At 45.9% G+C, this 22778-nt stretch carries 19 protein-coding genes and 1 tRNA gene; 12 read left to right on the top strand and 8 right to left on the bottom strand.

Going from position 1 to position 22778, the window contains the following annotated elements; genetic code table 11:
* Positions 1-11: 11 nt before the first annotated feature.
* A complete protein-coding gene (locus F3I09_RS06320) occupies positions 12-473 on the bottom strand; it encodes a PA2169 family four-helix-bundle protein (RefSeq protein ID WP_149694199.1) in 462 nt (153 codons plus the stop codon).
* 307 nt (positions 474-780) lie between these two features.
* Here F3I09_RS06320 and F3I09_RS06315 point away from each other — a divergent pair, with 307 nt between their 5' ends.
* From F3I09_RS06315 to F3I09_RS06300, 4 genes are all read left to right on the top strand, one after another.
* Complete coding sequence (locus F3I09_RS06315) at positions 781-933, top strand: lmo0937 family membrane protein (RefSeq protein WP_106600019.1); 153 nt, start codon at positions 781-783, stop codon at positions 931-933.
* Positions 934-1152: 219 nt separating this feature from the next.
* On the top strand, positions 1153-2286 hold the full coding sequence (locus tag F3I09_RS06310; RefSeq protein WP_149694198.1) for an esterase-like activity of phytase family protein: 1134 nt from the start codon (positions 1153-1155) through the stop codon (positions 2284-2286).
* A gap of 511 nt (positions 2287-2797) precedes the next feature.
* Positions 2798-5953, top strand: coding sequence for a TonB-dependent receptor (locus F3I09_RS06305; protein ID WP_149694197.1), 3156 nt, complete (start codon positions 2798-2800; stop codon positions 5951-5953).
* Between the two features lie 29 nt (positions 5954-5982).
* The gene (locus F3I09_RS06300; RefSeq protein ID WP_149694196.1) at positions 5983-7551 is read left to right on the top strand and encodes a RagB/SusD family nutrient uptake outer membrane protein; all 1569 of its coding nucleotides are present in this window, start codon (positions 5983-5985) and stop codon (positions 7549-7551) included.
* Between the two features lie 75 nt (positions 7552-7626).
* On the opposite strand, the gene map is transcribed toward F3I09_RS06300, so the two are convergent.
* From map to F3I09_RS06285, 3 genes are read right to left on the bottom strand one after another with little or no spacing between them, the layout of a single operon-like run.
* Positions 7627-8391 carry a type I methionyl aminopeptidase gene (gene map, locus F3I09_RS06295; protein ID WP_149694195.1) on the bottom strand — a complete coding sequence of 255 codons (765 nt, stop codon included), beginning with the start codon at positions 8389-8391 and terminating at the stop codon, positions 7627-7629.
* A gap of 8 nt (positions 8392-8399) precedes the next feature.
* Positions 8400-9086 (bottom strand): dTMP kinase, encoded by a 687-nt coding sequence (tmk, locus tag F3I09_RS06290; RefSeq protein WP_149694194.1) that lies wholly within the window; start codon positions 9084-9086, stop codon positions 8400-8402.
* Between the two features lie 56 nt (positions 9087-9142).
* The gene (locus F3I09_RS06285) at positions 9143-9520 is read right to left on the bottom strand and encodes a helix-turn-helix domain-containing protein (protein WP_149694193.1); all 378 of its coding nucleotides are present in this window, start codon (positions 9518-9520) and stop codon (positions 9143-9145) included.
* A 150-nt stretch (positions 9521-9670) separates the two neighbouring features.
* On the opposite strand from F3I09_RS06285, the gene F3I09_RS06280 reads away from it, so the two are divergent.
* The gene (locus tag F3I09_RS06280; protein WP_149694192.1) at positions 9671-10549 is read left to right on the top strand and encodes an SDR family oxidoreductase; all 879 of its coding nucleotides are present in this window, start codon (positions 9671-9673) and stop codon (positions 10547-10549) included.
* Positions 10550-11132: 583 nt separating this feature from the next.
* On the opposite strand, the gene F3I09_RS06275 is transcribed toward F3I09_RS06280, so the two are convergent.
* A tRNA-Ile gene (locus F3I09_RS06275) sits at positions 11133-11206 on the bottom strand.
* 154 nt (positions 11207-11360) lie between these two features.
* Here F3I09_RS06275 and F3I09_RS06270 point away from each other — a divergent pair.
* The gene (locus F3I09_RS06270; protein ID WP_149694191.1) at positions 11361-11975 is read left to right on the top strand and encodes an HAD family phosphatase; all 615 of its coding nucleotides are present in this window, start codon (positions 11361-11363) and stop codon (positions 11973-11975) included.
* Between the two features lie 9 nt (positions 11976-11984).
* On the opposite strand, the gene F3I09_RS06265 is transcribed toward F3I09_RS06270, so the two are convergent.
* The 3 genes from F3I09_RS06265 to F3I09_RS34715 all read right to left on the bottom strand — a co-directional run bounded on the left by F3I09_RS06265 (position 11985) and on the right by F3I09_RS34715 (position 12908).
* Positions 11985-12236 carry a DUF4834 family protein gene (locus F3I09_RS06265; RefSeq protein WP_149694190.1) on the bottom strand — a complete coding sequence of 84 codons (252 nt, stop codon included), beginning with the start codon at positions 12234-12236 and terminating at the stop codon, positions 11985-11987.
* Between the two features lie 91 nt (positions 12237-12327).
* The gene (locus F3I09_RS06260; protein ID WP_149694189.1) at positions 12328-12672 is read right to left on the bottom strand and encodes an NINE protein; all 345 of its coding nucleotides are present in this window, start codon (positions 12670-12672) and stop codon (positions 12328-12330) included.
* Positions 12669-12908 (bottom strand): DUF2752 domain-containing protein, encoded by a 240-nt coding sequence (locus F3I09_RS34715; RefSeq protein WP_188133708.1) that lies wholly within the window; start codon positions 12906-12908, stop codon positions 12669-12671. Before F3I09_RS34715 ends, F3I09_RS06260 begins: the two co-directional genes overlap by 4 nt.
* Positions 12909-13167: 259 nt before the next feature.
* Here F3I09_RS34715 and rimP point away from each other — a divergent pair, with 259 nt between their 5' ends.
* From rimP to F3I09_RS06225, 6 genes are all read left to right on the top strand, one after another.
* A complete protein-coding gene (rimP, locus tag F3I09_RS06250) occupies positions 13168-13632 on the top strand; it encodes a ribosome maturation factor RimP (protein WP_223233150.1) in 465 nt (154 codons plus the stop codon).
* Positions 13633-13654: 22 nt separating this feature from the next.
* A complete protein-coding gene (nusA, locus tag F3I09_RS06245; protein ID WP_149694186.1) occupies positions 13655-14902 on the top strand; it encodes a transcription termination factor NusA in 1248 nt (415 codons plus the stop codon).
* A 124-nt stretch (positions 14903-15026) separates the two neighbouring features.
* On the top strand, positions 15027-18611 hold the full coding sequence (gene infB / locus F3I09_RS06240) for a translation initiation factor IF-2 (protein ID WP_149694185.1): 3585 nt from the start codon (positions 15027-15029) through the stop codon (positions 18609-18611).
* A 90-nt stretch (positions 18612-18701) separates the two neighbouring features.
* The gene (locus F3I09_RS06235) at positions 18702-20087 is read left to right on the top strand and encodes a peptidylprolyl isomerase (RefSeq protein ID WP_149694184.1); all 1386 of its coding nucleotides are present in this window, start codon (positions 18702-18704) and stop codon (positions 20085-20087) included.
* A gap of 255 nt (positions 20088-20342) precedes the next feature.
* The gene (locus tag F3I09_RS06230) at positions 20343-22070 is read left to right on the top strand and encodes an amidophosphoribosyltransferase (RefSeq protein WP_223233149.1); all 1728 of its coding nucleotides are present in this window, start codon (positions 20343-20345) and stop codon (positions 22068-22070) included.
* A 207-nt stretch (positions 22071-22277) separates the two neighbouring features.
* Entirely contained in the window at positions 22278-22778 is a 501-nt protein-coding gene (locus tag F3I09_RS06225) for a histidine phosphatase family protein (RefSeq protein WP_149694182.1), read from the top strand.

The following is a 22778-nucleotide window of genomic DNA, read 5'->3' as shown; positions in this document are numbered from 1 at the left end:
ACACATTCCGGTCAATGAGGGATCTTTTCCAGATCCCTATAAGTTCTTACAGTCTCGTGCGAGCCTCTGAGCGCACCTTTCTGGTTAGCGATCAGCTCCCTTACGCTGTAAGGCATCGGGGTACTGGAGCGTAATACCTCTTCGTAAGATCTTTGTGTCGCATCTTCCGCATATTCGCAGGAAGATAGTAATACCTGACGGTCGCGCCCTGAAAAGGTGGCTTTTACGTTCATCCAGGTCCTGTAGAGTTTACCATATACGGAAGAGCCTTGTGCTACATCTCCGCCGCCGTCCAATAACACGTTGTTTAACTGGTCAATATAAGTATGGCTTTCGTCTGCCATTCTCTGGAACAAAGCCTTCAGGTCGGTATCTTCTGTTAATTCTATTGCTTTTTTATATCCATCCACACGATCTTGATTGATCCTGACCAGATCACTCAGGGCTTCCAACAATTTTTCATTTAGTTGCATGATAGTCAATTTTAGATTAATGCAATGATGATTAGTATATGTAAGATTCAAAAATGTTACCAGTTTCTGCGCTTACAACCAGGTAAGCGTGGTGGCCTATTTCAGTCCCTCACCTAGCGGAGATTTTGCCCTTGCTGGGGAATACACTCCACAAAAAAAAGTCCATTGAAAATACTGGCATATATTGTTTTAAAAAGGGAAGAATACGCTGTACCCCTTTTTAACATTGAAGAATAGCGGCATCTGTCTTCATTAACACTATCTGGCACAGATTTTCTACCTATTACTATAACCAAATCTTATTGACATGAGCGGCTTACTTTATTTAATCGCAGTGATCCTTATTATTGGATGGATTCTGGGTGCGTTTGTTTACTCCGCCGGCAGTCTGATACATGTGCTGTTGGTATTAGCTGTTATTGCTATTCTTGTAAATATTATACGCGGCCGGGCTGTATAAGTCAGGCAACCAAGCTCCATTGTGTGAAAAAAGGTAATCAGTCGCAGCAAGAATCAATATACTATTTTGCTACGATCTGATTACCTTATTTTTCTTCAAATCCAGCCTTTCAATAATGCCATTGCTAACACCCTCTTTACTCATATATTGTATGAGTATTGTTATACTTAGCCCCAGGGATATTTTTCATTCACTACTTTTGTGAAGAGAAATATTTATATGAGAAAATATATGCTGCTGGTTATACTTTTGAGTGCTTGTGCCACCATTCCTAAAATCAGCGTTAAAGACACCACAATACCTGCCATTCACTCACTGACACTACTGCATAAATACATTGTTCCCTACAATATGCCATTCAACGGCACCACAGTAGGAGGGCTTTCAGGTATAGACTATGACAGCGCCCGGAAAGTATATTACCTGATCTGTGATGACCGTTCGGAAAAACAATCAGCCAGGTTCTATACAGTTCAGATACCGGAAAACAATTACGACAGGGACAGTATTCGTTTTATCCATGTTGCTTATTTGAGAATGCCAGATGGTAATGTATATCCATCAGCGAAGGTCTTTGCACCCGATCCGGAGGCCATGCGTTATAACCCGCATACCGGCCATCTGGTATGGAGCAGTGAAGGGGAGAGGATCATTGCCGGGCAGGGGAATATTATCAATGATCCCGGAGTATATGACGTAGATACCAGCGGACACTTTCTTAGCAATTATCCCTTACCGGAGCAGTTCCATATGCGGGCTACGGAAAATGGCCCAAGGCGTAACGGTGTATTTGAGGGCCTTGGATTTACTCCGGATGGCCGTTATATGTTTGTGAGCCTGGAAGAGCCCAGGTATGAAGATGGTCCCCGTGCTGATCTGAAGGATACTACGACCTATATACGTATTATAAAATATGACCTCCTTACCCGTCAACCCATCACCCAGTATGCTTATAAGCTGGAGCCTGTTGCGCACCCCTCTGTGCCCGATTCAGCTTTCCGTGTGAACGGCGTTTCTGATATACTGGTACTCTCGGAAACGCAGTTACTGGTGATGGAACGCTCCTTCTCAACGGGTGTAAAAAACAATACTATTCGTGTATTCAAGGTGGATCTTCAAGAAGCTACTGATATTAAGACGGTTAATTCACTGCAGGAAACAACACATTTTACACCGGCACAAAAGACATTACTCCTCAATTTTGATGAGCTGGATACCTTTGTTGATAATGTAGAGGGAATGACTTTTGGCCCCGTTCTTCCTAACGGACATAGAAGTCTCATTTTCGTTGTTGACAATAATTTTGATAAGAGGGAAGAGACGCAGTTTTATATCTTCGACGTTAAACAATAAAGTATATTATTTTACCAGGAAAAATATACGAAACAGGAAAGTGCGCCAAAATAATACTTTCCTGTTTCGTCATTTTATGTCATTTTTCTGATTTACATACAATTTGCCGAAATCCCCTTCTTATCCTCTCCCATAGCAGTTTCTCACCGCTCAAAACTTTTTTGCAAAAACGTTTTACTTTACTTGAAAAATATTATACTTTTAACCCGGAGTTGCCATATTTATTCAAAAAGCCGAAATCGTTATTAAAACCGTGTATTGAACTAATGTGTATTGAACTAAAACTGAAATTCCGTAGCGTTATTTGAATCATTAATCATTAATTATTACTTGTAGCTTTTTCTTATCCGCATAGGATAACTATCAGCATTTTATTTTATTCTTTTTCATTACAGGCCACGTAAAATAATGATGTAATGTAAATGTAACTGTAACAGTAGTAACTGTACTTGTCATGCTGCAATCGAATGATTTTGCAGCCCGGAACTCTATTATCTAAAACCTCCAGAATATGAAGTCTAAATTCACACGTTTCATGAGGATAGCGGTGCAAGGCACATTAGCGTTGCTAATGACGCTGCACGCATTCTCACAAAGCCGGAAAATCACCGGCCGGGTCCTCGACAACAGGGACAACTCCCCGCTCCCTGGTGTATCTGTACAAGTTAAAGGTACTGGTAGCGGAACACAAACCAAACCAGATGGTACGTATAGCATTGATGCGGCTTCCGGTAGTACCCTTGTGTTCTCTTTTATTGGTTATCTGAGTCAGGAAAAAGTGGTTAATGGCGCTGCTACCATTAACGTCAGCATGTCTTCTGACGTAAAATCTTTACAGGACGTAGTAGTAGTAGGTTATGGTGCTACAAGACGTTCTGACCTGACTGGTGCTGTAGCATCTGTTAAAACTGCACAACTGGAAGAAAGGCCCGCTGCATCTGTAAACCAGGCGCTGGCAGGCAGGATCCCAGGGGTACAGGTGAATACCAACTCCGGTCGTCCGGGCGGTCAAACCAATGTACGTATCCGTGGTTTCAGTTCTATCAACACTACCAACAACCCACTCTATGTAATTGATGGAGTGGTAATTCCGGTAGGTGCACAAACACAGAACAGTAATGCAATCGACTTCTTAAACCCGAATGAAATAGCATCCGTAGAGGTACTGAAAGACGCGTCTTCTACTGCGATCTATGGTGCAAGAGGTGCGAATGGTGTTATCCTCGTTACTACTAAAAGAGGTAACGCCAGCGGTAGCCGCGTTACTTATGACGTAGGCCTGGCTTATAACACCATCGGTCCTAAACGTGTTGAAATGCTCAACGCGAAAGAATATATGCAGGTAGAAGACCTGGCATGGAAAAATGCAGAGATCTATGATCCTGTAGAATGGGCCAAGGGTACTTATGTATCTAAAGATCCAAAGTTAAAGAGAACCAATCCTGATCTGTTTGACGCCAATGGCAATCCAAAATATGATACAGACTGGTTTAAAGAATCAGTACAGCATAAAGTATCTCACAGCCACCAGTTAGGTTTTACAGGTGGTGATGAAAACAGCCAGTTCGGTTTGTTCCTGGGTTACAGGGACGATGAAGGTCTGCTGCTGAACTCCTACCTGAAAAGATATTCAGCACGTTTCACATTCGACAGTCAGATGAAAACATGGCTGAAAGTTGGTGGATCATTAGGATACACCAACCAGAGTGAGAACCTGGTAGATATCGGTACCGGTGGTCTGAACTCTGTACGTATGATCACGGAAGCCCTGCCTTTCCTGCCGGTGAAAATGCCGAACGGTACTTTCAGCAATAACAAGCTGTATCCTGGTGCGGAAGGTGGTTCTAACCCTGTACATATCCTGACAGACCGTAAGTATATCCTCCAGACGCAGAACGTACTGGGCAACGCATATGCAACCATCACCCTGGCGAAAGGCCTGGAATTCCGCAGCGTTGTGGGTGCTAACGTAGTGACCCGCGGCAGGAACGAATGGAATGGCCGCTCCCTGATAGACATCTCCGCTACCCAGAAAGGTATTGCGATCGTAGCTAACGACAGGGAAACATACTGGTCATTTGAAAACTACCTGACATACAACAAACGTTTCAATAAGGTACACTCCATCAATGCATTGGCGGGTATAGGTTGGCAGGAAGATAACCTTTTCGGTTTCAATGTGCGTGGTGAGAACTTCTCTACCGACTACCTGGAAACTAACAGCATCGGTTCCGCAGGGCTGATCCCTTCTTCAGGCGCTGGTTCCCGTAACCTCGGTTTTGCGTTCAACTCTTACTTTGGCCGTGTGAACTATGGCTTTAAAGATAAGTACCTGGTTACTTTCACTGGCCGTGTGGATGGTTCTTCCAAGTTCGGTCCTAACAACAAATATGCATTCTTCCCTTCCGCAGCGTTGGCATGGCGTGCATCTGAAGAGCCTTTCCTGAAAGACAATCCAACCATTTCTACACTGAAACTGCGTACGAGCTATGGTCTGACAGGTAACTCCGAAATAGCTCCTTACAGCTCTCTGTACTCATTGACTGCAAGCAATGAATACGCCTTCCCGCTGAACGGTCAGAAAGTACAGGGTGTAGGTACCAACAGACTACCTAACAAAGACCTGAAATGGGAAAAAACAGCACAGTATGACTTTGGTGTCGAACTGGGTCTGTTAAAGAACAGGATCTCCCTGGAAGCTGATCTCTACTACAGGAAAACAACAGACATGCTGCTGGATGCGCCTGTACCTACCACCAGTGGTTACACTATTATCAGCAGAAACGTTGGTGCGATGGAAAATAAGGGTCTGGAACTCGGCCTGAACACTGTAAATATTGAGACCAAAAATTTCTCATGGTCTACTACCTTTAACATCTCCTTCAACAAGAATAAAGTACTGGCGTTGGCTAGTCCGGCCGATATATTCGGCGTAGGTGGTCCTAACTTCACCAACCAGACAAACATCATCCGTGTAGGCGAGCCGGTGGGATCCTTCTGGGGACTGGTTCGCGAGGGTACCTGGGCTACCAAAGATGCGGCTGAAGCTGCGCTGTTTAAAGACTACCGTGGGGGTAAACCAATCTTGCCTGGCGATATCAAATACCGCGATGTAAATGGCGACCATGCTATTAACGATGCTGACCGTATGATCATCGGCAATGGTAACCCTGACGGATGGGGAGGTTTCTTCAACACTTTCAAATACAAGAACCTGGACCTGACTGTTGAACTCCAGTTTGTATATGGTAATGATGTACTGAATATGACACACCACTCCGGTGAAGACCGTACCGGTCTGGCTAACAGCTTCAAGTCTGTACTGAATTACTGGACACCAGAACATCAGAATACTGATATCGCAGCTCCGCGTAATCCGAGCGCAGGTTATGTTACCAACGTGGACACCCGCTGGGTAGAAGATGGTTCATTCCTCCGTGGTAAGAACCTGGCTTTGGGTTACAACTTCTCTGCAGAAAAACTGAAACGTCTGCATCTCAGCAAACTGAGAGTATATGCTTCCGTACAGAACTTCTTCCTTGCCACCAAGTTCAGTGGAAACGATCCTGAGGTAAGCACTTATTCACAGCCATTTGCACAGGGACAAACATTCTTTGATTATCCGAAACCAACTACGTTCCAACTTGGTGCGAACGTTGCTTTCTAATCTAACATTTATCAGAAAAAGAGATGCTCATGAAGAACTATATTAAAAAAGCCGCACTTAGCATATTGATCGGTGGCAGCTTATTTGCTACCGGTTGCAACAAATTCCTGGATGAAAGCGATCCATCCAACCTGTCGCCCGACAGCTATTATACATTACCGGAACATGCTGACGCAGCGGTATACGCTGCTTATGCACGCGCCCGTTTCATTGGTAGCGGCGCCGGTATCTTTTCCGCCAACTTCCAGATGCTGGATGCGCCTACCGGTACTGCCAATACAGCTACTGCTCAGAACTCCGACCTGAACAACCTGCTTGGCCTTGTATATGATGGAGATAACCTACATGTCAGACAATTCTGGACTGGCGCCTATAGAGTAATTGCACAGGCCAACATGGCGCTTGATAAGATTCCCGGTATTCCCAATATGGATGAAGCGGCGAGAAAAAGGACAATGGGTGAAGCCGCATTCATGCGTGCATGGTCTTACTTCTATGTCGTAAGACTTTGGGGTAATGTTCCTTTGATAACAAAACCACAAACACCTACTTCTCCGGATTTCTACCCTACACGTACAAGTACAGATAGCGTATATGCTCAGATCGTTGCAGACCTGAAAATGGCTGAAGCGGCTGGTCTGCCATGGATGGACGCTTCCGGCAGGGTAGGTCTCGCTGCCATTAAAACTGAACTGGCAAAAGTATATCTGACTATGGCCGGCTATCCACTGGAAAAAGGTACAGAATATTACAGACTGGCGGCAGACAAGGCAAAGGAGGTAATTGACTATGCAAAAGCCAATACAAGTCAGATCAATCTGTTCGACTTTTACAGCCAGCTGCATGATGTAACTAATAACAACAAGGTAGAACATCTGTTTGAAGTGCAATACCTAGCTGATATCGAGGGTAACCCGATGCAGTCACTGATGCTGCCAAACAACTCCCTGTTAAAAAACATCTCTGCTTTTGGTAGTGGTGTAGGTAGCTCTATTCCTAACTCTTCTTTCTATGATTCATACAAGAAGTTTGAGCCTAAGGACATACGTACAAATCAGCAGCAATTCTTCTTTACTTACTATTTCGTAGATGGTAAAGGCGATACATTCCAATTAGACAGACCTTACATCTACAAACACTTCGATGTGGCGGGTCATGGTAAACCAGGCGCTCCGGGTACCGGTAGAAGTAACCTGAATATGCCTCAGATCCGTTTTGCTGAAACTCTGCTCATCTATGCGGAAGCGCAGAACAGGGCAGATGGTAGTCCTAATGCCGATGCTTACACCGCATTGAACCGCGTACGTGGCAGGGCAGGCCTGGATCCTTTATCAGGGCTAGCTCAGGGCACCTTTGAAGAAGCTGTATGGCGTGAGCGCTGGCATGAGTTCTGTTATGAAGGTATCACCTGGTTTGATATGGTGCGCCTGAGAAAAGTATACAATGAAGACAATAATGGCTTCGATAACTTCGTAGGACACATCAACAAAAACTCCGGTGCGGCACTGGCAGAAAAACACCTGTTGTTCCCATTACCAATACAGGAAATGCGTAACAACCCGAATCTGAGACCTCAGAATACAGGCTACGGTTCATAAGATCAATTCCTTCCAATAAAAAAGAGAGGGCCTCGTTTCAGAACGAGGCCCTCTCTTTTTTATTGAGTAAGTTCTTTAGTCCCAGATCTGGTTGGAAGCGGTCAGGATCACCGGCTGTCCATCTGTTACAATGATCGTATGTTCATGCTGTGCTACAAAACTACCGTCATTGGTCACCAGTGTCCAACCATCTCCCATATCATAAGCGTAAGACGCTTTTGTAGAGATGAATGTCTCAATGGCAACAACACTATTCTTCCGGAAACGGTTCTTGTTCATGCGGTCATAATAGTTGGGGATCTCTTTAGGCTCTTCATGCAGGCTTCTGCCTACGCCATGGCCCACCAGGTTTTTAATCACCCTGTAGCCCATTTTCTTTGCTGTCGATTCTATGAGATGCCCTACATCCGCGATCTTCACACCACCCCTGATCTCACTGATCGCCTTCTGCAATATCAGCTTTGAGGCATTCACCAGCGGGTTATGATTGTAAATATCATTTCCCAATACAAATGATCCGCCGTTATCACCCCAGTAGCCATTCAGTTCGGCAGATACATCTATGTTTACGAGGTCTCCCTCTTGCAGTATTTTATTCCCGGAAGGAATACCGTGCGCCACTTCATTATTCAGGCTGATACAAGTCCAGCCAGGGAACCCGTAGGTCAGCTTTGGTGCAGACTTTGCACCCATTTCATTCAGTAGTCTGCCGCCATATTCATCCAGCTCTTTCGCTGACATACCCGGACAGGCATATTCCCTCATTTTCCTTAATGTAATACCAACGGCCTCACTCACAGCCTGCATTCCCGAAAGGTCCGCATTCGATGTTATAGACATAGTCCTGATTATTTTGTGATATTATGTATAATGGCTGCATGGATCTCACTGATAGACTTCATCTTCCCATCACCATCATAACAGGTGATCTTTGTGACGGAAGCGTCAGTATCTGCTAATACTTCATACTCCTGCTTCACCGCCAGCTGAAGGGAAAAGTCCTTCTCATGGATGTCCTCTTTTCCATTCAGATATTTCCTTTCCTCTCCGGAGCGGCGCTGCGTCAGGGCCTGCTCTGTAAAAGAAAAAGGAACATCCAGGTAAACAGAAAGATCCGGCTGGGGAATACGGTTGTACTCATATTCAAACATGTTGATCCATTCGCGCAGCTCTTTTTTCTCTTTTTCCGTTTGTAGTTTGGCACACTGGAAAGCAATATTGGACAGCACATAGCGGTCTGCCAGTACCACATATCCGCTGGCCAGCCATTCATTGATATTGTGTGCAAATGCCTTTCTGTCTTCGGCATACAACAGCGCCACCAATTGTGGATGTACATTTTTTACGTCTCCGAATTCACCCCGCAGGAATTTAGCGATCAGGTCCCCGAATACGCCTTCCTGTACAATAGGGAAGTGTACGAACCTTGTTTCTATTCCCTGCTTATTAAAATACTCCGTCAGTAAAGCGATCTGGGTAGACTTACCTGCCCCATCCAGTCCTTCAATGGCAATAAACCTGCTGTTGTTCTGCATTAAAAATCAGTTAAAACTATCTGCGAAGATACCACTAATTCAACGTCTACAACCAGCTAGGCTCCTCCAGCATATTTTTCGCGGGAGGCATAGATGCCCTTCATATGTGTCTCGGCCCATTCAGTCAGCCCTTCTAAATGAGGCAACAGGGAATATCCCCTTTCCGTGAGGCTATATTCTACTTTGGGAGGGATCTCCGCATATACTTTACGGATAACCAAGCCGTCGGCCTCCAGGATCTTGAGCGTGACAGTCAGCATCTTCTGGGAAATATCCCCGATCCCATGATGCAGTTGATTGAACCGCATTGTGCCTTCTTTCCCCAGGATGATAATGATCAGCATAGACCATTTGTCACCTAAACGGTCCAATACATTCCTCACAGCACAGGCACTTCCCCCGCCATCACGATATTTTTTTAAACTTTCTATCATCTTAATAAATTGATAATCAACAATAGTCACTTTCAGGTAACAATCAAACCAAACGGTGCCTTCTTGTCAGTCATTTCGCGGCACCTTACTTTTGACTTACTAAAAGTAAGTAAAGGTAATTAAGTAACCAATACAGTAAATTAAAGGACAATGGGAAAAATCTTAGTGACCGGAGTAACAGGACTTCTTGGTCGTATCGTATTAGACAAATTGCTCAGCAAAGTAGCCGCGTCCAACGTAAAGGTATTAGTGCGCGACGAAGCAAAAGCGGCCCCTTTTAAACAGCTGGGTGTAGAAGTGGCAATAGGCACTTATGATGATAAAGCATCCCTTGTAAGCGCCTTCAAAGACGTTGACAAGCTGTATTTCGTATCCGGCAGTGATATTGCCAAACGTGGCCAGCAGCATGAAAATGTAGTAAAGGCAGCGGTAGAAGCGAAAGTAGGGCATGTGGTGTATACCAGTTTCCAGCGGAAGAATGAAACCACTACCTCTCCCATCTATTTTGTTGCTTCCTCCCACCTGCTGACAGAAAACCTGTTGAAGGCATCCGGGCTGAAATACACCATCCTTAAACATGGCATATATACCGAGATGATACCGCTCTTCATTGGAGATAAGATATTCGAAACCGGGGTTATCTTCCAGCCGGCTGGCGATGGTAAAACCGCTTTCATACTGCGCAACGACCTGGCAGATGCAGGCGTGGCAGTACTGACAGGGCAGGGGCATGAGAACCGCAGCTATGACCTGACCGGGCCGGAAGCAGTATCTTATACAGATATAGCAGCAAAGATCTCTGCTATTACCGGTAAGAATGTTGCCTATGTATCGCCAACTCCGGAAGTGTTTGCAGCTGAACTCACAAAAGCAGGTGTACCTGCAGAGTATATCGGGTTATTCGCAGGATTTAGCGGGGCAACCAAAGAAGGGGAGTTTGCAGACATCTCCACTGATCTGGAAAAGCTGATCGGCAGAAAGGGTGGAAGCGTGGAAGCATACCTGCAACAGGTATACGGAGGCAAGTAAACCATTCAAAGTAATAGAACACAGAGAACCGTGAAATAAGAAAGTACCTCGTTTAAAAACCGGGGTACTTTCTTGTTTTACAGCGGTTTGAGGATTCCATCTCCCTCCCGGCACTTTCCGATGAGCTATCCAGATTTCCCGGGGGAGGCAGGAGAGGGCTCTTCCCGGTCTTACACTTTAGTCGGTATTCGCTCCGATTGTACTGGAGTCCTCTATCTGGAGGCTCTCTAGTCCTGCATTACAATAGCTTTTGTATAGCGTTGGCTATAGAACAGTGCCTATAAAGCTATAGTAAAGAGCCTATAGGCTATAGTTTCCACCGAATCTTAAGTATAAATCAAGCGAATACGGACCGTAGGGAAAGGCTTCTGGTACATGGCCTGGGGCCTTGCTGTTCTGGTTTGGGTTTACACTGGCTAAATCTACATTCAGATTTCGTATCTCTCTGAATTTAACATTATTGGGGATCGATATTATATTTCTTTGTGAGGATGGGATAGACCCGCCATCCCCTTTTTTCTGTGCAAATCCTGCGCAAATGAAAAAAGGACTTCAGTTTATCACTGAAATCCTTTCTGTTTCGTGGTCCCACCAGGGCATGATCCTGGGACCCCCTGATTATGAGTCAGGTGCTCTAACCAACTGAGCTATAGGACCTGTTCTTTGCAGAACGAATATTTTGAAACTTTCTCGTGGGTTCCCTTTTTCAGGGAGGGCAAAATTAATTATTTTTTATTCAATTATCCAATCATTCCTGAATTTTTTATTTCCGCCATATAACTTTGCACTTTCTTATTCAGTAGTTCACACCATGAAAGGTATTAAACACATCATCTTCGATCTGGGCGGAGTTATTATCAATCTCAATTACCAACTGACTTACAAGGCATTTGAGGACCTTGGGGTAAAAGAGTTCACCAGTTTGTACAACCAGTTTACGCTGACCTCCCTGTTTGACGACCTGGAGACCGGCAAGATCGAACCAGAAATATTTCTGAATGAGATGCAGCAACATACGACGCCGGGTACTACCCATCAGCAGATCATTGATGCATGGAATGCAATGCTGCTGGACTTTCCTTTACGCAGGCTGCAGATATTACAACAGTTAAGACAACATTACGGGTTATACCTGTTAAGTAATACCAATGCTATCCACCTGGAGGCCTTTAATAAAATATTACAGGACAGCAGGGGACTTCCTTCGCTGGCATCTTTTTTTGATAAAGCTTATTATTCTCATCTGATCGGGTTACGCAAGCCTGAGAAGGAGGCATATCAGTTTGTGCTGGATGAGAATGGCCTGGATCCTGCCGAGACATTATTTATAGATGATACGCTTCCAAACATTGAGGGGGCCAAAGCTGTTGGCATACAAACAATCCATCTCCTGCCGCCTAAAACGATGGCAGATATCTTCAGATAACAGTGAAGCCTATTTGATTTCCTCAAACTCCAGGTAATCTCCCTTGTCCGCCTTTTTAGGAGCGGTGCGGTGCGGTTGCGCCTGAGCAGCCTGTTTCTGGGCTTGTTCCTGTTGCTGGTATTGACGGCGGAGATGCTCCTGGATATCTCCCATCTGTCGGCGTACATGTTTGGTTGACTGATATACCGGCACAATGAAGTCAAATACAAATTTGTACAGCAACCAGAACACAAATGCTAAAAATGCGTATTTCAGTATCATGGAACAAATTTAGCGGTTAATCTGCTTTCAGGACCGAGAAAATTCGGGCTTTAGGTTTTCTTTAACAGCCCGGAAAAGCAGATCAACCTGGTTATAGACCTAACAATGCCGCGCTCTCAAGGGCCGCCTTTTTGTTATACTCCCAGGTCAATTTACGATAATTGACTGCATCAACAATAGTACCGATCCAACATAAGCCGACAGTCAAAATATATAATATTCCCATACCTATCTGATTGATCAGGAAGCGGTGAATACCTGCGGGACCGATCAATCCAACGAGGCAGCAGATGAGGATAACCTGGGGATCTTTTCTCCGTCCTTCATAAATGGCCAGGAAACGCTGACGGGTTTCAATGGAGTAGTCGCGGGTAAGTTCCTGCAGCCATAGAAGCTCTTCCTGTTCAATACCCGGTAAGCTGATAAAATCTGTCATGTATAGTGGTTTTTAAGTTCCGCAAAAGATTGCCATTGCAGTCTGGCGAGCTGGAAAGTCCGGTATGTAAACATCAATACAGCGAACGGGCCCAGAGGATGGCTTTTCAGGGAGGCGCGCCATTCTCCGTGTAACAGAAAATGAATAGAATGTCCCAGGCCACATCCCGGGCACCAGGGTATGCCCATTCTTTTCAAGATACAGAAACTTGCTTTGGCGTCCTGATATGGATCCATAAAAAAAAGAAGCAACAAGGCTGTTGGCCACACGATCAGCTCTATATTAACTTGTTGTATGTATGCTTTAATTTGCATGTTTCGTATCAGGGGTGCAGTTATTATTATTTTTCGAAATCTGTGCGGGCAGGGCGTTTTCTCTCTTGAAATTATTTCATACAAGTTAAAGAAAATGTTCTTGGATCAAAATAAAATCCTAATTTTGCATAGGAAAATGATACTAACGAAGGGGACTGAGCGGTCCCCTTCTCGTTTTTTTATGGCAAATGAACAAGTAATAATAAACATCCGGGACCTGGCAGCAGAAATGCTTGCCCCTTATCCGGAGTACTTTGTAGTAGATGTGCGGATAAAGCCCACAAATAACATAAAACTCTTTGTAGACGGAGATAATGGCGTACCGGTAGATAAACTGGTCGCATTTAACCGGAACCTGTACACCAGGCTTGAAGGTGCCAATTTGTTCCCAGACAACGATTTTTCCCTGGAAGTATCCTCTCCCGGACTGGACGAGCCGCTGAAACTTCACCGTCAATACGTTAAGAACATTGGTCGTAAAGTTGCTGTTACTTTATTGGATAATTCCGAAAAAGAAGGTACCCTACTGGCCGTTACGGAAGAAAAGGTGACGATTGAGGAGCTGATTGGCAAGAAAAAAGAGAAAAAAACAACTGAAATAAATTTAAATGAAATAAAGCACACGAAGGTGTGCATCGTGTTTTAAAATATAATAATATAACCGAAACATGGCTAGTATTAACCTGATTGAGTCATTCACGGAGTTTAAGGAGGCGGAAAACATTGACCGTCCGACGTTGATGAAAGTGTTGGAAGACGTGTTCAAAACTCTTCTCCGTAAAAAGTATGGCTCTGATGAGAACTTTGACGTGATTGTAAATACTGAGAAAGGTGACTTGGAAATTTTACGCCGCCGCACCATTGTAACAGATGGTGAGGTGGAAGATGATAATGCCCAGATTGCTTATTCGGAAGCCATTTTAGTTGAACCAGACTATCAGGTAGGGGAAGACCTTTATGAGGAAGTGGAGATCATGGATTTCGGCCGCAGGGCCATCCTGGCTGCAAAGCAGACGCTTTCCGCCCGTATCGGCGACCTTAAAAAGAACATTCTTGTAAAGAAATATGCTGACCGTGTTGGGGAAATTGTAACGGGTGAAGTGTACCAGGTATGGAAAAAAGAAGTTTTATTGCTTGATGATGAAAGGAATGAGTTAATTTTACCTAAATCTGAACAAATTCCTACCGATTATTTCAAGAAAGGGGAAAATGTAAGGGCAGTAGTGAAAAAAGTGGAGATGAAGAATAATGCTCCGCTTATCATTCTTTCCCGCACCCATCCGACCTTCCTGGCTAAATTGCTGGAAATTGAAGTTCCCGAGATCTTTGACGGCCTAATCGTAATCAAGAAAATCGTACGCGAACCTGGAGAAAGAGCTAAAGTGGCTGTTGAATCCTATGACGACCGCATTGACCCTGTCGGCGCCTGCGTTGGTATGAAGGGAAGTCGTATTCATGGGATTGTGCGGGAGCTGCGTAACGAAAACATAGATATCATCAACTATACCTCTAATATACAATTGTTGATCCAGCGTGCATTGACGCCCGCAAGGATCAGCCGTATGGAAGTGGATAATGAGAATAAATATGCTTCTGTTTTCCTCAAGGCAGATCAGGTGTCCCTGGCAATCGGTAAAAAAGGTGTCAATATTAAACTGGCCTGCGAATTGACCGGTTATGAGATTGATGTCTTCCGTGACGAAGAACAGGAACAGGCTGAATATGACATTGACCTGGGAGAATTCTCCGATGAAATCGAAGAATGGGTACTGGATGAACTCAAACGTATTGGTTGTGACACTGCCCGCAGTGTACTTGACCTGACTGTAGAGGAACTGGTACGCCGCTCAGATCTTGAAGAGGAAACTGTAAGCGAGGTAAGAAGAATACTACAGGAAGAATTTGATAAAGAGTAGGTTCACACCACAACTTCCCCGGGATGTGGGCTTGCTCGACAGAAAGTATTTTTAGTTATTGTTAATTGTTAAAAAGGAGTCCCGTTTAACTAACGGGAAAAATGGGGAGGCCCGAGATTACAATATGCCTGAAGTAACAAACAACACGCCACGATTGCTGGCTGCAGCGAAGGAGTTCAATATTGGTAAGGAAACGTTGATCGATTTCCTTGCTAATAAGGGCTATGACATGGGGGGCTTTGGCTCACCCAATGCCCGTCTTACGTCCCAGATGTATGCAGCATTGCAGTCCGAGTTCCAGCAGGACAAGGCTAACAAACGCAAAAGCGATCAGATAGCCCTGCCTAAAGGAAGTGTGTTAGATGCAATGAAGAAGAAAGAGAAGGAAGAAGCAGAGGCAGCAGCCAAGAAGAAAGAAGCAACTCCTAAAGAGGAACCCACACCCGCGGTCGCAGTTGAAGCGCCTAAGCCCGAACCAAAACCAGAACCAAGGCCTGAGCCAAAAGCAGAGCCTAAGCCCGAACCAAAACCGGAGCCTAAGCCTGAACCTAAACCCGAGCCTAAACCGGTACCAGTGGCGGAAGAAAAACCTGTTGTCAAAACAGAAGAGGCTCCTAAAGAACCCGTCGTAGCTCCTCAACAGCCTGTTGCTGAGAAAACGCCGCCTGTGCAAACACAACCGGAAGCTCCGGAAGTTATAAAAACAGACGCGCCCAGGATCAATGGTCCGAAAATCGTGGCCACTATCGACCTGGATGCACTGAATAAACCTAAAAGACCTCCTGCACCACCGGCATCATTCAAAAAGCCGGAACAGGAGGAGAAACCAGTTGTTGCAAAACAACCGGAACCTACCGCCAGCGAGAAGGACCAGCCGAAAGAAGCTATTCCGCAAGTGCAGGCACAACCGCAACCCGTTGCACAGCAGCAACAGCCTCCGGTAGAAGCAGCCAAACCTGCCCAGCCTGAAGCGAAACCGCAGCAACCCGTTCAGCCAGTACAAAACGTACAACAACCAGTACAAGAAGTAAAAACAACGGCACCTGCTGCTGAAAAACCTGCTGTCCCCGCTGTGGAAGAGAAACAAGCGCCGGCAGCCGAAAAACCGGCAGCTGCTCAGGAAAAAACCAAAGAACCGGCAGAAGCGAAAGAACAAACCGCACAGAAACCGGCCGCACAGCATATGGACGAAGTTGCAGCAGACATTGCATCAGACCAGGAGGATAACGGTGGTACAGCCGTTATTGAAAATATACAGGCCGAAAAACTCACCGGTCCTAAAGTGATCGGAAAAATTGAGTTGCCTGTACATTCAGAAAGACGCGACAACAAGGGTAACAGTAATTTCAACCGCGGCGGCGGTGGCGGCAACAACAACAATGCCGACAATAACCGTAAGCGGAAACGCATTATCGTTGAAAAGAAACCTGAACCTATTCAGCCAGGCGATCTTTCAAAAGGTGGTAACACCGAAAACCGCGGTCCAGGTAACCGTGATTTCAACAGAGATAACAGGGACAACAGGGATAACCGTCCCGGCGGAAACCGCGACAATTCCAACAGACCTACGGGTCCTAGCCGGCCACATACTGCACCTAACCGCGATGGCCGCCCAGGCGGACCAGGTGGTAACAGACCAGGTGGACAACATGGCGGCGGCGGTAACAGGCCAGGTGGTGGTCCGGGTGGTAACAGACCAGGCGGACAGCATGGCGGCGGTAACAGGCCAGGTGGCAACTTTGGTAACCGTCCGGGTGGCCAGGGTAACTTCAACCGTGACCGCGACAGGAAACCTGAAGAGAAAGAAATCGATAAGAACGAAATCCAGAATAAGATCAAGGAAACCATGGCCAAAATGACTGGCGGTGGTAACCGGGGTAAGAACACTAAAGCTAAACAGCGTCGTGAGAAACGCCACGAGCTCGCAGAGCAAATGGCTAACCAGGGAGCTGAAAACAACAAACTCCAGGTAACAGAGTTCGTGTCTGTAAGTGAACTCGCTAACCTGATGGATGTAAGCTTTGCTGAAGTGATCTCAAAATGTATGGGACTGGGTATCATGGTGTCTATCAACCAGCGTCTGGACGCAGAGGTGATAGAACTGGTAGCAGGAGAGTTTGGTTATGAAGTGGAATTCATTGGCGTAGACGATGCAGATGAGATTGAGGAAGAAGAAGTAGCTGACAATGAGGAAGATCTGATCCCAAGAGCGCCTATTGTGACCATCATGGGTCACGTAGACCATGGTAAGACCTCCCTCCTCGACTATATCCGTAACGCGAACGTAGTATCCGGTGAAGCAGGTGGTATCACCCAGCACATCGGCGCCTACCAGGTAGTTACCGCTTCAGGCAAAAAGGTCACATTCCTGGATACTCCGGGTCACGAAGCCTTCACCGCGATGCGTGCACGTGGTGCCAAAGTAGCGGATATCGCCATCATCGTAATTGCTGCAGATGACGCCATCATGCCACAGACACGTGAAGCGATCTCCCACTCACAGGCTGCAGGCCTCCCAATGGTATTCGCTATCAACAAAGTGGATAAAGAAGGCGCTAATCCTGAAAAGATCAAAGAACAGCTGGCAGGTATGAACCTGTTGGTGGAAGACTGGGGTGGTAAATACCAGAGCCAGGAAATTTCTGCCAAGAGCGGTCTGAACATAGACATTCTGCTGGAAAAAATACTCCTGGAAGCTGAATTACTCGAACTGAAAGCTAATCCGAACAGGGAAGCTTCCGGTAGCGTGATTGAAGCCTCCCTCGATAAAGGCCGTGGTTACGTAGCTACCCTGTTGGTACAAAACGGTACACTGCACCAGGGAGATACCATCGCTTCCGGTTCTAACTTCGGTAAGATCAAAGCGATGTTCAACGAACGTGGCCAGCGTGTTGACTCCGCAGGACCTTCCGCACCGGTACAGGTGCTGGGTCTGAACGGTGCTCCGCAGGCAGGTGAGAAGTTCCGCATGTTTGAAGATGAATCCGAAGCAAAAGAGATCGCTAACCGCCGTGCACAGATTATCCGTGAACAAGGTATCCGTACCAAGAAACACATCACACTGGATGAAATCGGACGCCGTCTTGCGCTGGGTAACTTTAAACAGCTCAACCTCATTATCAAGGGTGACTTTGATGGTTCTGTAGAAGCGCTGAGCGACTCCCTGCAGAAACTGTCTACCGAAGAAATCGTAGTGAGCGTGGTACACAAAGCAGTAGGTCAGATCACAGAATCCGACGTATTGCTGGCAACTGCATCCGACGCGATCATCGTAGGTTTCCAGGTACGTCCTTCTTCTCAGGCATCCAAACTGGCAGAGAAAGAGAACATCGAGATCCGTACTTACTCCATCATTTACGATGCTATCGACGAACTGAAGAGCGCGATGGAAGGTATGCTGGAGCCGAAGATCGAGAAAAAGGTTGTCGCCAACGTAGAAATCCGCGAAACTTACCGTTTCGACAAGGTAACCGTAGCAGGTTGCTTCGTACTGGACGGAAAAATTGCCCGCAACACCCGTGTAAACCTGGTGCGCGAAGGTATCGTAATCTATACCGGCGAACTGGCCTCTCTGAAACGCTACAAGGATGATGTGAAGGAAGTTGCCTCCAATATGGAGTGTGGCCTGAGTATCAGAAACTATAGCGACCTCAAGGTAGGCGATATCGTGGAAGGCTTCGAAGAAGTAGAAGTAAAGAGGACTTTATAAAATCAGTATAAACTTTTGTTAAAAAGATAAGCCGCCCAATAGCGGCTTATTTTTTATTGGCTATTTTTGGATTTCACTGCACTCGTTAACATGAATAAAATTTTTGCACTTTCTGCGGGTACTTTACTTCTTTGTCAGGTAGCCGCAGCCCAGCAGAAAATGGTAGCTGATAAAATTGCAGCTATTGTGGGGGATAAAATCATTCTTAGATCGGACATTGAAGGGGAAATGGTCAATCTGCAGCGTTCTACTGTAGATGGTGCCCTGCCTCCCAATGCTCCCTGCATGATAATGGAGCAGATCATTGCCCAGAAGGTAATGGTGATGCAAGCTGAAAGAGACAGCTTGCCCGTAAGCGAACAAGATGTGGACGGCCAGATCGATAATCGTATCCGTTACTTCGAAGACCTGTATGGCAGCCGTGAGAAGATGAAAGAGGTAACAGGATATTCCATTTACCAGCTGCGTGAGCGTTTCCGCCAGCCTATTAAAGAAGGGCTGCTGGCAAAGGCTATGCAGGACAAGATCACCGGTTCTGTGAAAGTGACTCCTTCTGAAGTAAAAAAGTATTTCGACGCTATTCCTAAAGACAGTCTCCAATTCTACGAGTCTGAACTGGAGATCGGTCAGATCGTAATATTACCAAAAGCTACCAAGGAAATGGACCAGTATGCGGTAGACCGCCTACTGGAGTTCAAGAAACAGGTGCAGGACAAAACCAGTGACTTCGGACGTCTGGCAATTCTTTACTCAGAAGATCCTGGCGCAAAGGAAAATAAGGGGGTATATATCCTGAACAGAAATGACAAACAGTGGGATCCTGACTTCCTGGCGGCATCTTTCCGTCTCAAGGAAAACGAGATCTCCTCTCCGATAAAAAGCCAGTTCGGCTATCACCTGATCCAATGTATTAAACGCCAGGGAGATAATATCACGGTGCAGCACATCCTGCTGAAACCGAATGTAACCCGTAATGATCTGTCAGAAGCGACCAAAAAACTGGACAGTGTCCGTCTGCTTATTCTGGATGGAAAAATGTCATTCGGAGAAGCAGTAGTTAAGCACAGTGACCTTCCGATGTCAAAATTTGACGGTGGTATGCTGCAGAACAGAATGAACGGTAGTACCCTGATCACCATCGACCAGCTGGACCAGCCTTCAGAAAGAGATATCGTGCTGCTGCTGGACACCCTGAAACCAGGAGGCATCTCTAAACCAATGCCTTATGTCGATGATCAGCCGGGTGGCCGCAGTGGTATCCGTATTATTTATCTGAAAACACGTACGAACCCTCACCGGGAAAATATGACCGACGATTATGCCCGTATCCAGCAGCGTACCCTCCAGCTGAAACAACAGGATGCCCGCGATAAATGGCTGAGGGAAAAGATCCCGACATATTATATCCATGTGGAAGACGAGTTCAAACAATGTAACCACATCGCCAAGTGGATGGGAAGTATAGCAAAACAATAACACATATAATTCAATAGCAATCCCCGGCACAATATATGCCGGGGATTGTTGTTTTAGGGGCAGCCGTGCATTTATCATTCAGCGTTGGGCGTTCCGCTTTTTACCCGTAACTTTGCGCCTTCAATTCTAATAGGGATGAGTGATGCCATAAAACATGAATGCGGATTAGCGTTTATCAGACTTAGAAAGCCGTTCTCATATTACCAACAGAAATACGGATCAGTTTTCTACGGCCTCAACAAGTTGTACCTCCTCATGGAGAAACAACACAACCGCGGACAGGACGGAGCAGGTATAGCCACAGTAAAGCTGAACACAGAACCGGGAGTACCATTTATGCATCGCCTGCGAAGCAGCGCACCGCAAGCCATAGGAGATATCTTTGCCAAGGTCAGAGACGAAATAGACGAAATAGAGAAATACCAGCCGGAAATCACCAAGTACCCGGGCCTCATGAAAGGCCACATACGTTTTCTCGGAGAGCTGATGATGGGACACCTCCGCTACGCCACCCAGGGCAAGAACAACGTAGAACTCTGCCACCCTTTTGTACGTCACAATACCATTCCTGCCCGTAACCTCGCCCTCGCCGGTAACTTTAACCTGGTGAACGTGGATGAACTGTTCAAGTTCGTGAACGTTGAACCCGGAGAAACTCACCGTAACAGTGACCTGGCTGCTATGCTGGAAGTATTGCACCACTTCCTCAGCAAGGAAGATGAAGAAAGACGCAATGGGCTGGATGTAAAAAATATCCTCCAGCAGGCATTTTCTATGTTTGACGGTGGTTACCACGTATGTGGACTGATCGGTAGCGGGGACGCCTTCGTAATGCGCGACGCTCACGGTATCCGTCCGTCTTATTACTACGTCAATGAAGATGTGATTGTTGCCGCCTCTGAACGCGCTGCCATCCGCACAGCGTTCAATGTAGGAGAGAATGAAGTACTGGAGCTCATGCCGGGTAATGCCCTGATCGTAAAGGAAAACGGGGAATACAGCATAGAACAGATCCTTGCGCCGAAAGAGCGCCGCGCCTGCAGTTTCGAACGTATCTATTTCTCCCGCGGAAATGATGAAAAGATCTATAAAGAGCGTACCGCTTTAGGCTATAACCTGTCTGAAACCGTACTAAAAAGTATAGACAACGACCTGCGTAATACTATCTTCTCCTTCATTCCCAATACGGCAGAAATTGCCTTCTACGGCATGCTGAAAGGACTGGAAGACTATCTGAACAAGATAAAGGTAGAACGCATCGTGTCATGGGGTAAAGACTTTGACGAAGAAAAGCTGACGGAAATGGTGAACCGCCGTATCCGTATAGATAAGATTGCAATTAAGGACGTTAAAATGCGCACATTCATTACTGCAGACACCAGCCGTAATGAAATGGTACAGCACGTTTATGATATCACTTACGGTACAGTGCGCCCGGGTATAGATACCCTGGTGGTGATAGATGACTCCATTGTGCGTGGCACTACGCTCCGCGAGAGCATCATCAGAATGCTGGACCGCCTGGGGCCAAAACGTATCATCGTGGTATCATCCGCTCCTCAGATCCGCTATCCGGACTGTTATGGTATCGACATGAGTAAAATAGGAGATTTTGTGGCCTTTAAGGCGGCTATTGCCCTGTTAAAGGATCATGGCAAGGAACACATCCTCCAGGAAGCCTATGGCCTCTGTATGGAACTGCAGCGCACCAATACGCTACATGCTCAGAACGTAGTGAGAAATATATACAAACCTTTCACAACAGCAGAGATCTCTGCTAAGATCGCCGAGATCATTACCCCTTCTGATATCAATGCGAAAGTGGATGTCATCTACCAGTCTATCGAAAGCCTGCACCAGGCTTGTCCGAATAACCTGGGAGACTGGTACTTCACTGGCAACTTCCCAACACCGGGTGGTAATCGTGTAGTGAATAAAGCATTTATGAACTACATGGAAGGCAAAAATGAAAGAGGATACTAATAAATAAAAAAGGGCTCGTTTAAAACGGGCCCTTTTTTTATGGGATTTCTATTATTAAATTTCCTTTAAATCCGCTGTTCCCCGGCCGGCAGAGCCTCCTGTATTACACTTACTTTCAGTAAAATCCGTAAATTAGTTAGTATTAAATAAGAACTAACTCAAACCGCGAACAGCAAATCCCTTTTGCTACATAATAACATTGTTGTTATGAAAACATTATTACTTATTCGTCATGCCAAATCAAGCTGGAATGACCCCGATGTAGACGATTTTGACAGGCCTCTCAATAAGCGCGGCAAACAGAACGCTCCTGAAATGGCGCACCGTCTATCAACCCGGGGTATTGTGCCTGAACTGCTTATTGCCAGTCCGGCAAAACGAACCAGGAGTACAGCGCGGCTCATGGCCAAAGAATGGCATTATGACAAAGATGCCATCCTGCTGGAGGAAGAATTGTACCTGTGTTATGCCTCTACCTTTCTGAAAGTGATCACAAAGATTGACGATGACATAGATACAGTAGCCATTTTCGCACACAATCCGGGTATTACAGACTTTGCCAATTATGTAACACAGGAGATCAGAATTGACAATATTCCCACCTCCGGCGTATTTGCCGTTCAGGCAAATATCCAGTCATGGAAAGACTTTGACCGTGCCAGGAAGTCCTTTCTTTTCTTTGACTATCCCAAACAGGAAGTTGTCTGA

Origin of the sequence: Chitinophaga sp. CF418, from assembly GCF_900142925.1 — a bacterium.
In the GTDB taxonomy this organism is placed as follows: Bacteria; Bacteroidota; Bacteroidia; order Chitinophagales; family Chitinophagaceae; genus Chitinophaga.
This window is presented reverse-complemented; position numbering and strand designations above follow the sequence as displayed.

What these genes read in the sequence shown, in the direction of transcription:
- F3I09_RS06320 (WP_149694199.1), bottom strand. Translation starts at nt 473, where the DNA reads ATGCAACTAAATGAAAAATTGTTGGAAGCCCTGAGTGATCTGGTCAGG.
- F3I09_RS06315 (WP_106600019.1), top strand. Translation starts at nt 781, where the DNA reads ATGAGCGGCTTACTTTATTTAATCGCAGTGATCCTTATTATTGGATGG.
- F3I09_RS06310 (WP_149694198.1), top strand. Translation starts at nt 1,153, where the DNA reads ATGAGAAAATATATGCTGCTGGTTATACTTTTGAGTGCTTGTGCCACC.
- F3I09_RS06305 (WP_149694197.1), top strand. Translation starts at nt 2,798, where the DNA reads ATGAAGTCTAAATTCACACGTTTCATGAGGATAGCGGTGCAAGGCACA.
- F3I09_RS06300 (WP_149694196.1), top strand. Translation starts at nt 5,983, where the DNA reads ATGAAGAACTATATTAAAAAAGCCGCACTTAGCATATTGATCGGTGGC.
- map (WP_149694195.1), bottom strand. Translation starts at nt 8,391, where the DNA reads ATGTCTATAACATCGAATGCGGACCTTTCGGGAATGCAGGCTGTGAGT.
- tmk (WP_149694194.1), bottom strand. Translation starts at nt 9,086, where the DNA reads ATGCAGAACAACAGCAGGTTTATTGCCATTGAAGGACTGGATGGGGCA.
- F3I09_RS06285 (WP_149694193.1), bottom strand. Translation starts at nt 9,520, where the DNA reads ATGATAGAAAGTTTAAAAAAATATCGTGATGGCGGGGGAAGTGCCTGT.
- F3I09_RS06280 (WP_149694192.1), top strand. Translation starts at nt 9,671, where the DNA reads ATGGGAAAAATCTTAGTGACCGGAGTAACAGGACTTCTTGGTCGTATC.
- F3I09_RS06270 (WP_149694191.1), top strand. Translation starts at nt 11,361, where the DNA reads ATGAAAGGTATTAAACACATCATCTTCGATCTGGGCGGAGTTATTATC.
- F3I09_RS06265 (WP_149694190.1), bottom strand. Translation starts at nt 12,236, where the DNA reads ATGATACTGAAATACGCATTTTTAGCATTTGTGTTCTGGTTGCTGTAC.
- F3I09_RS06260 (WP_149694189.1), bottom strand. Translation starts at nt 12,672, where the DNA reads ATGACAGATTTTATCAGCTTACCGGGTATTGAACAGGAAGAGCTTCTA.
- F3I09_RS34715 (WP_188133708.1), bottom strand. Translation starts at nt 12,908, where the DNA reads ATGGATCCATATCAGGACGCCAAAGCAAGTTTCTGTATCTTGAAAAGA.
- rimP (WP_223233150.1), top strand. Translation starts at nt 13,168, where the DNA reads ATGGCAAATGAACAAGTAATAATAAACATCCGGGACCTGGCAGCAGAA.
- nusA (WP_149694186.1), top strand. Translation starts at nt 13,655, where the DNA reads ATGGCTAGTATTAACCTGATTGAGTCATTCACGGAGTTTAAGGAGGCG.
- infB (WP_149694185.1), top strand. Translation starts at nt 15,027, where the DNA reads ATGCCTGAAGTAACAAACAACACGCCACGATTGCTGGCTGCAGCGAAG.
- F3I09_RS06235 (WP_149694184.1), top strand. Translation starts at nt 18,702, where the DNA reads ATGAATAAAATTTTTGCACTTTCTGCGGGTACTTTACTTCTTTGTCAG.
- F3I09_RS06230 (WP_223233149.1), top strand. Translation starts at nt 20,343, where the DNA reads ATGGAGAAACAACACAACCGCGGACAGGACGGAGCAGGTATAGCCACA.
- F3I09_RS06225 (WP_149694182.1), top strand. Translation starts at nt 22,278, where the DNA reads ATGAAAACATTATTACTTATTCGTCATGCCAAATCAAGCTGGAATGAC.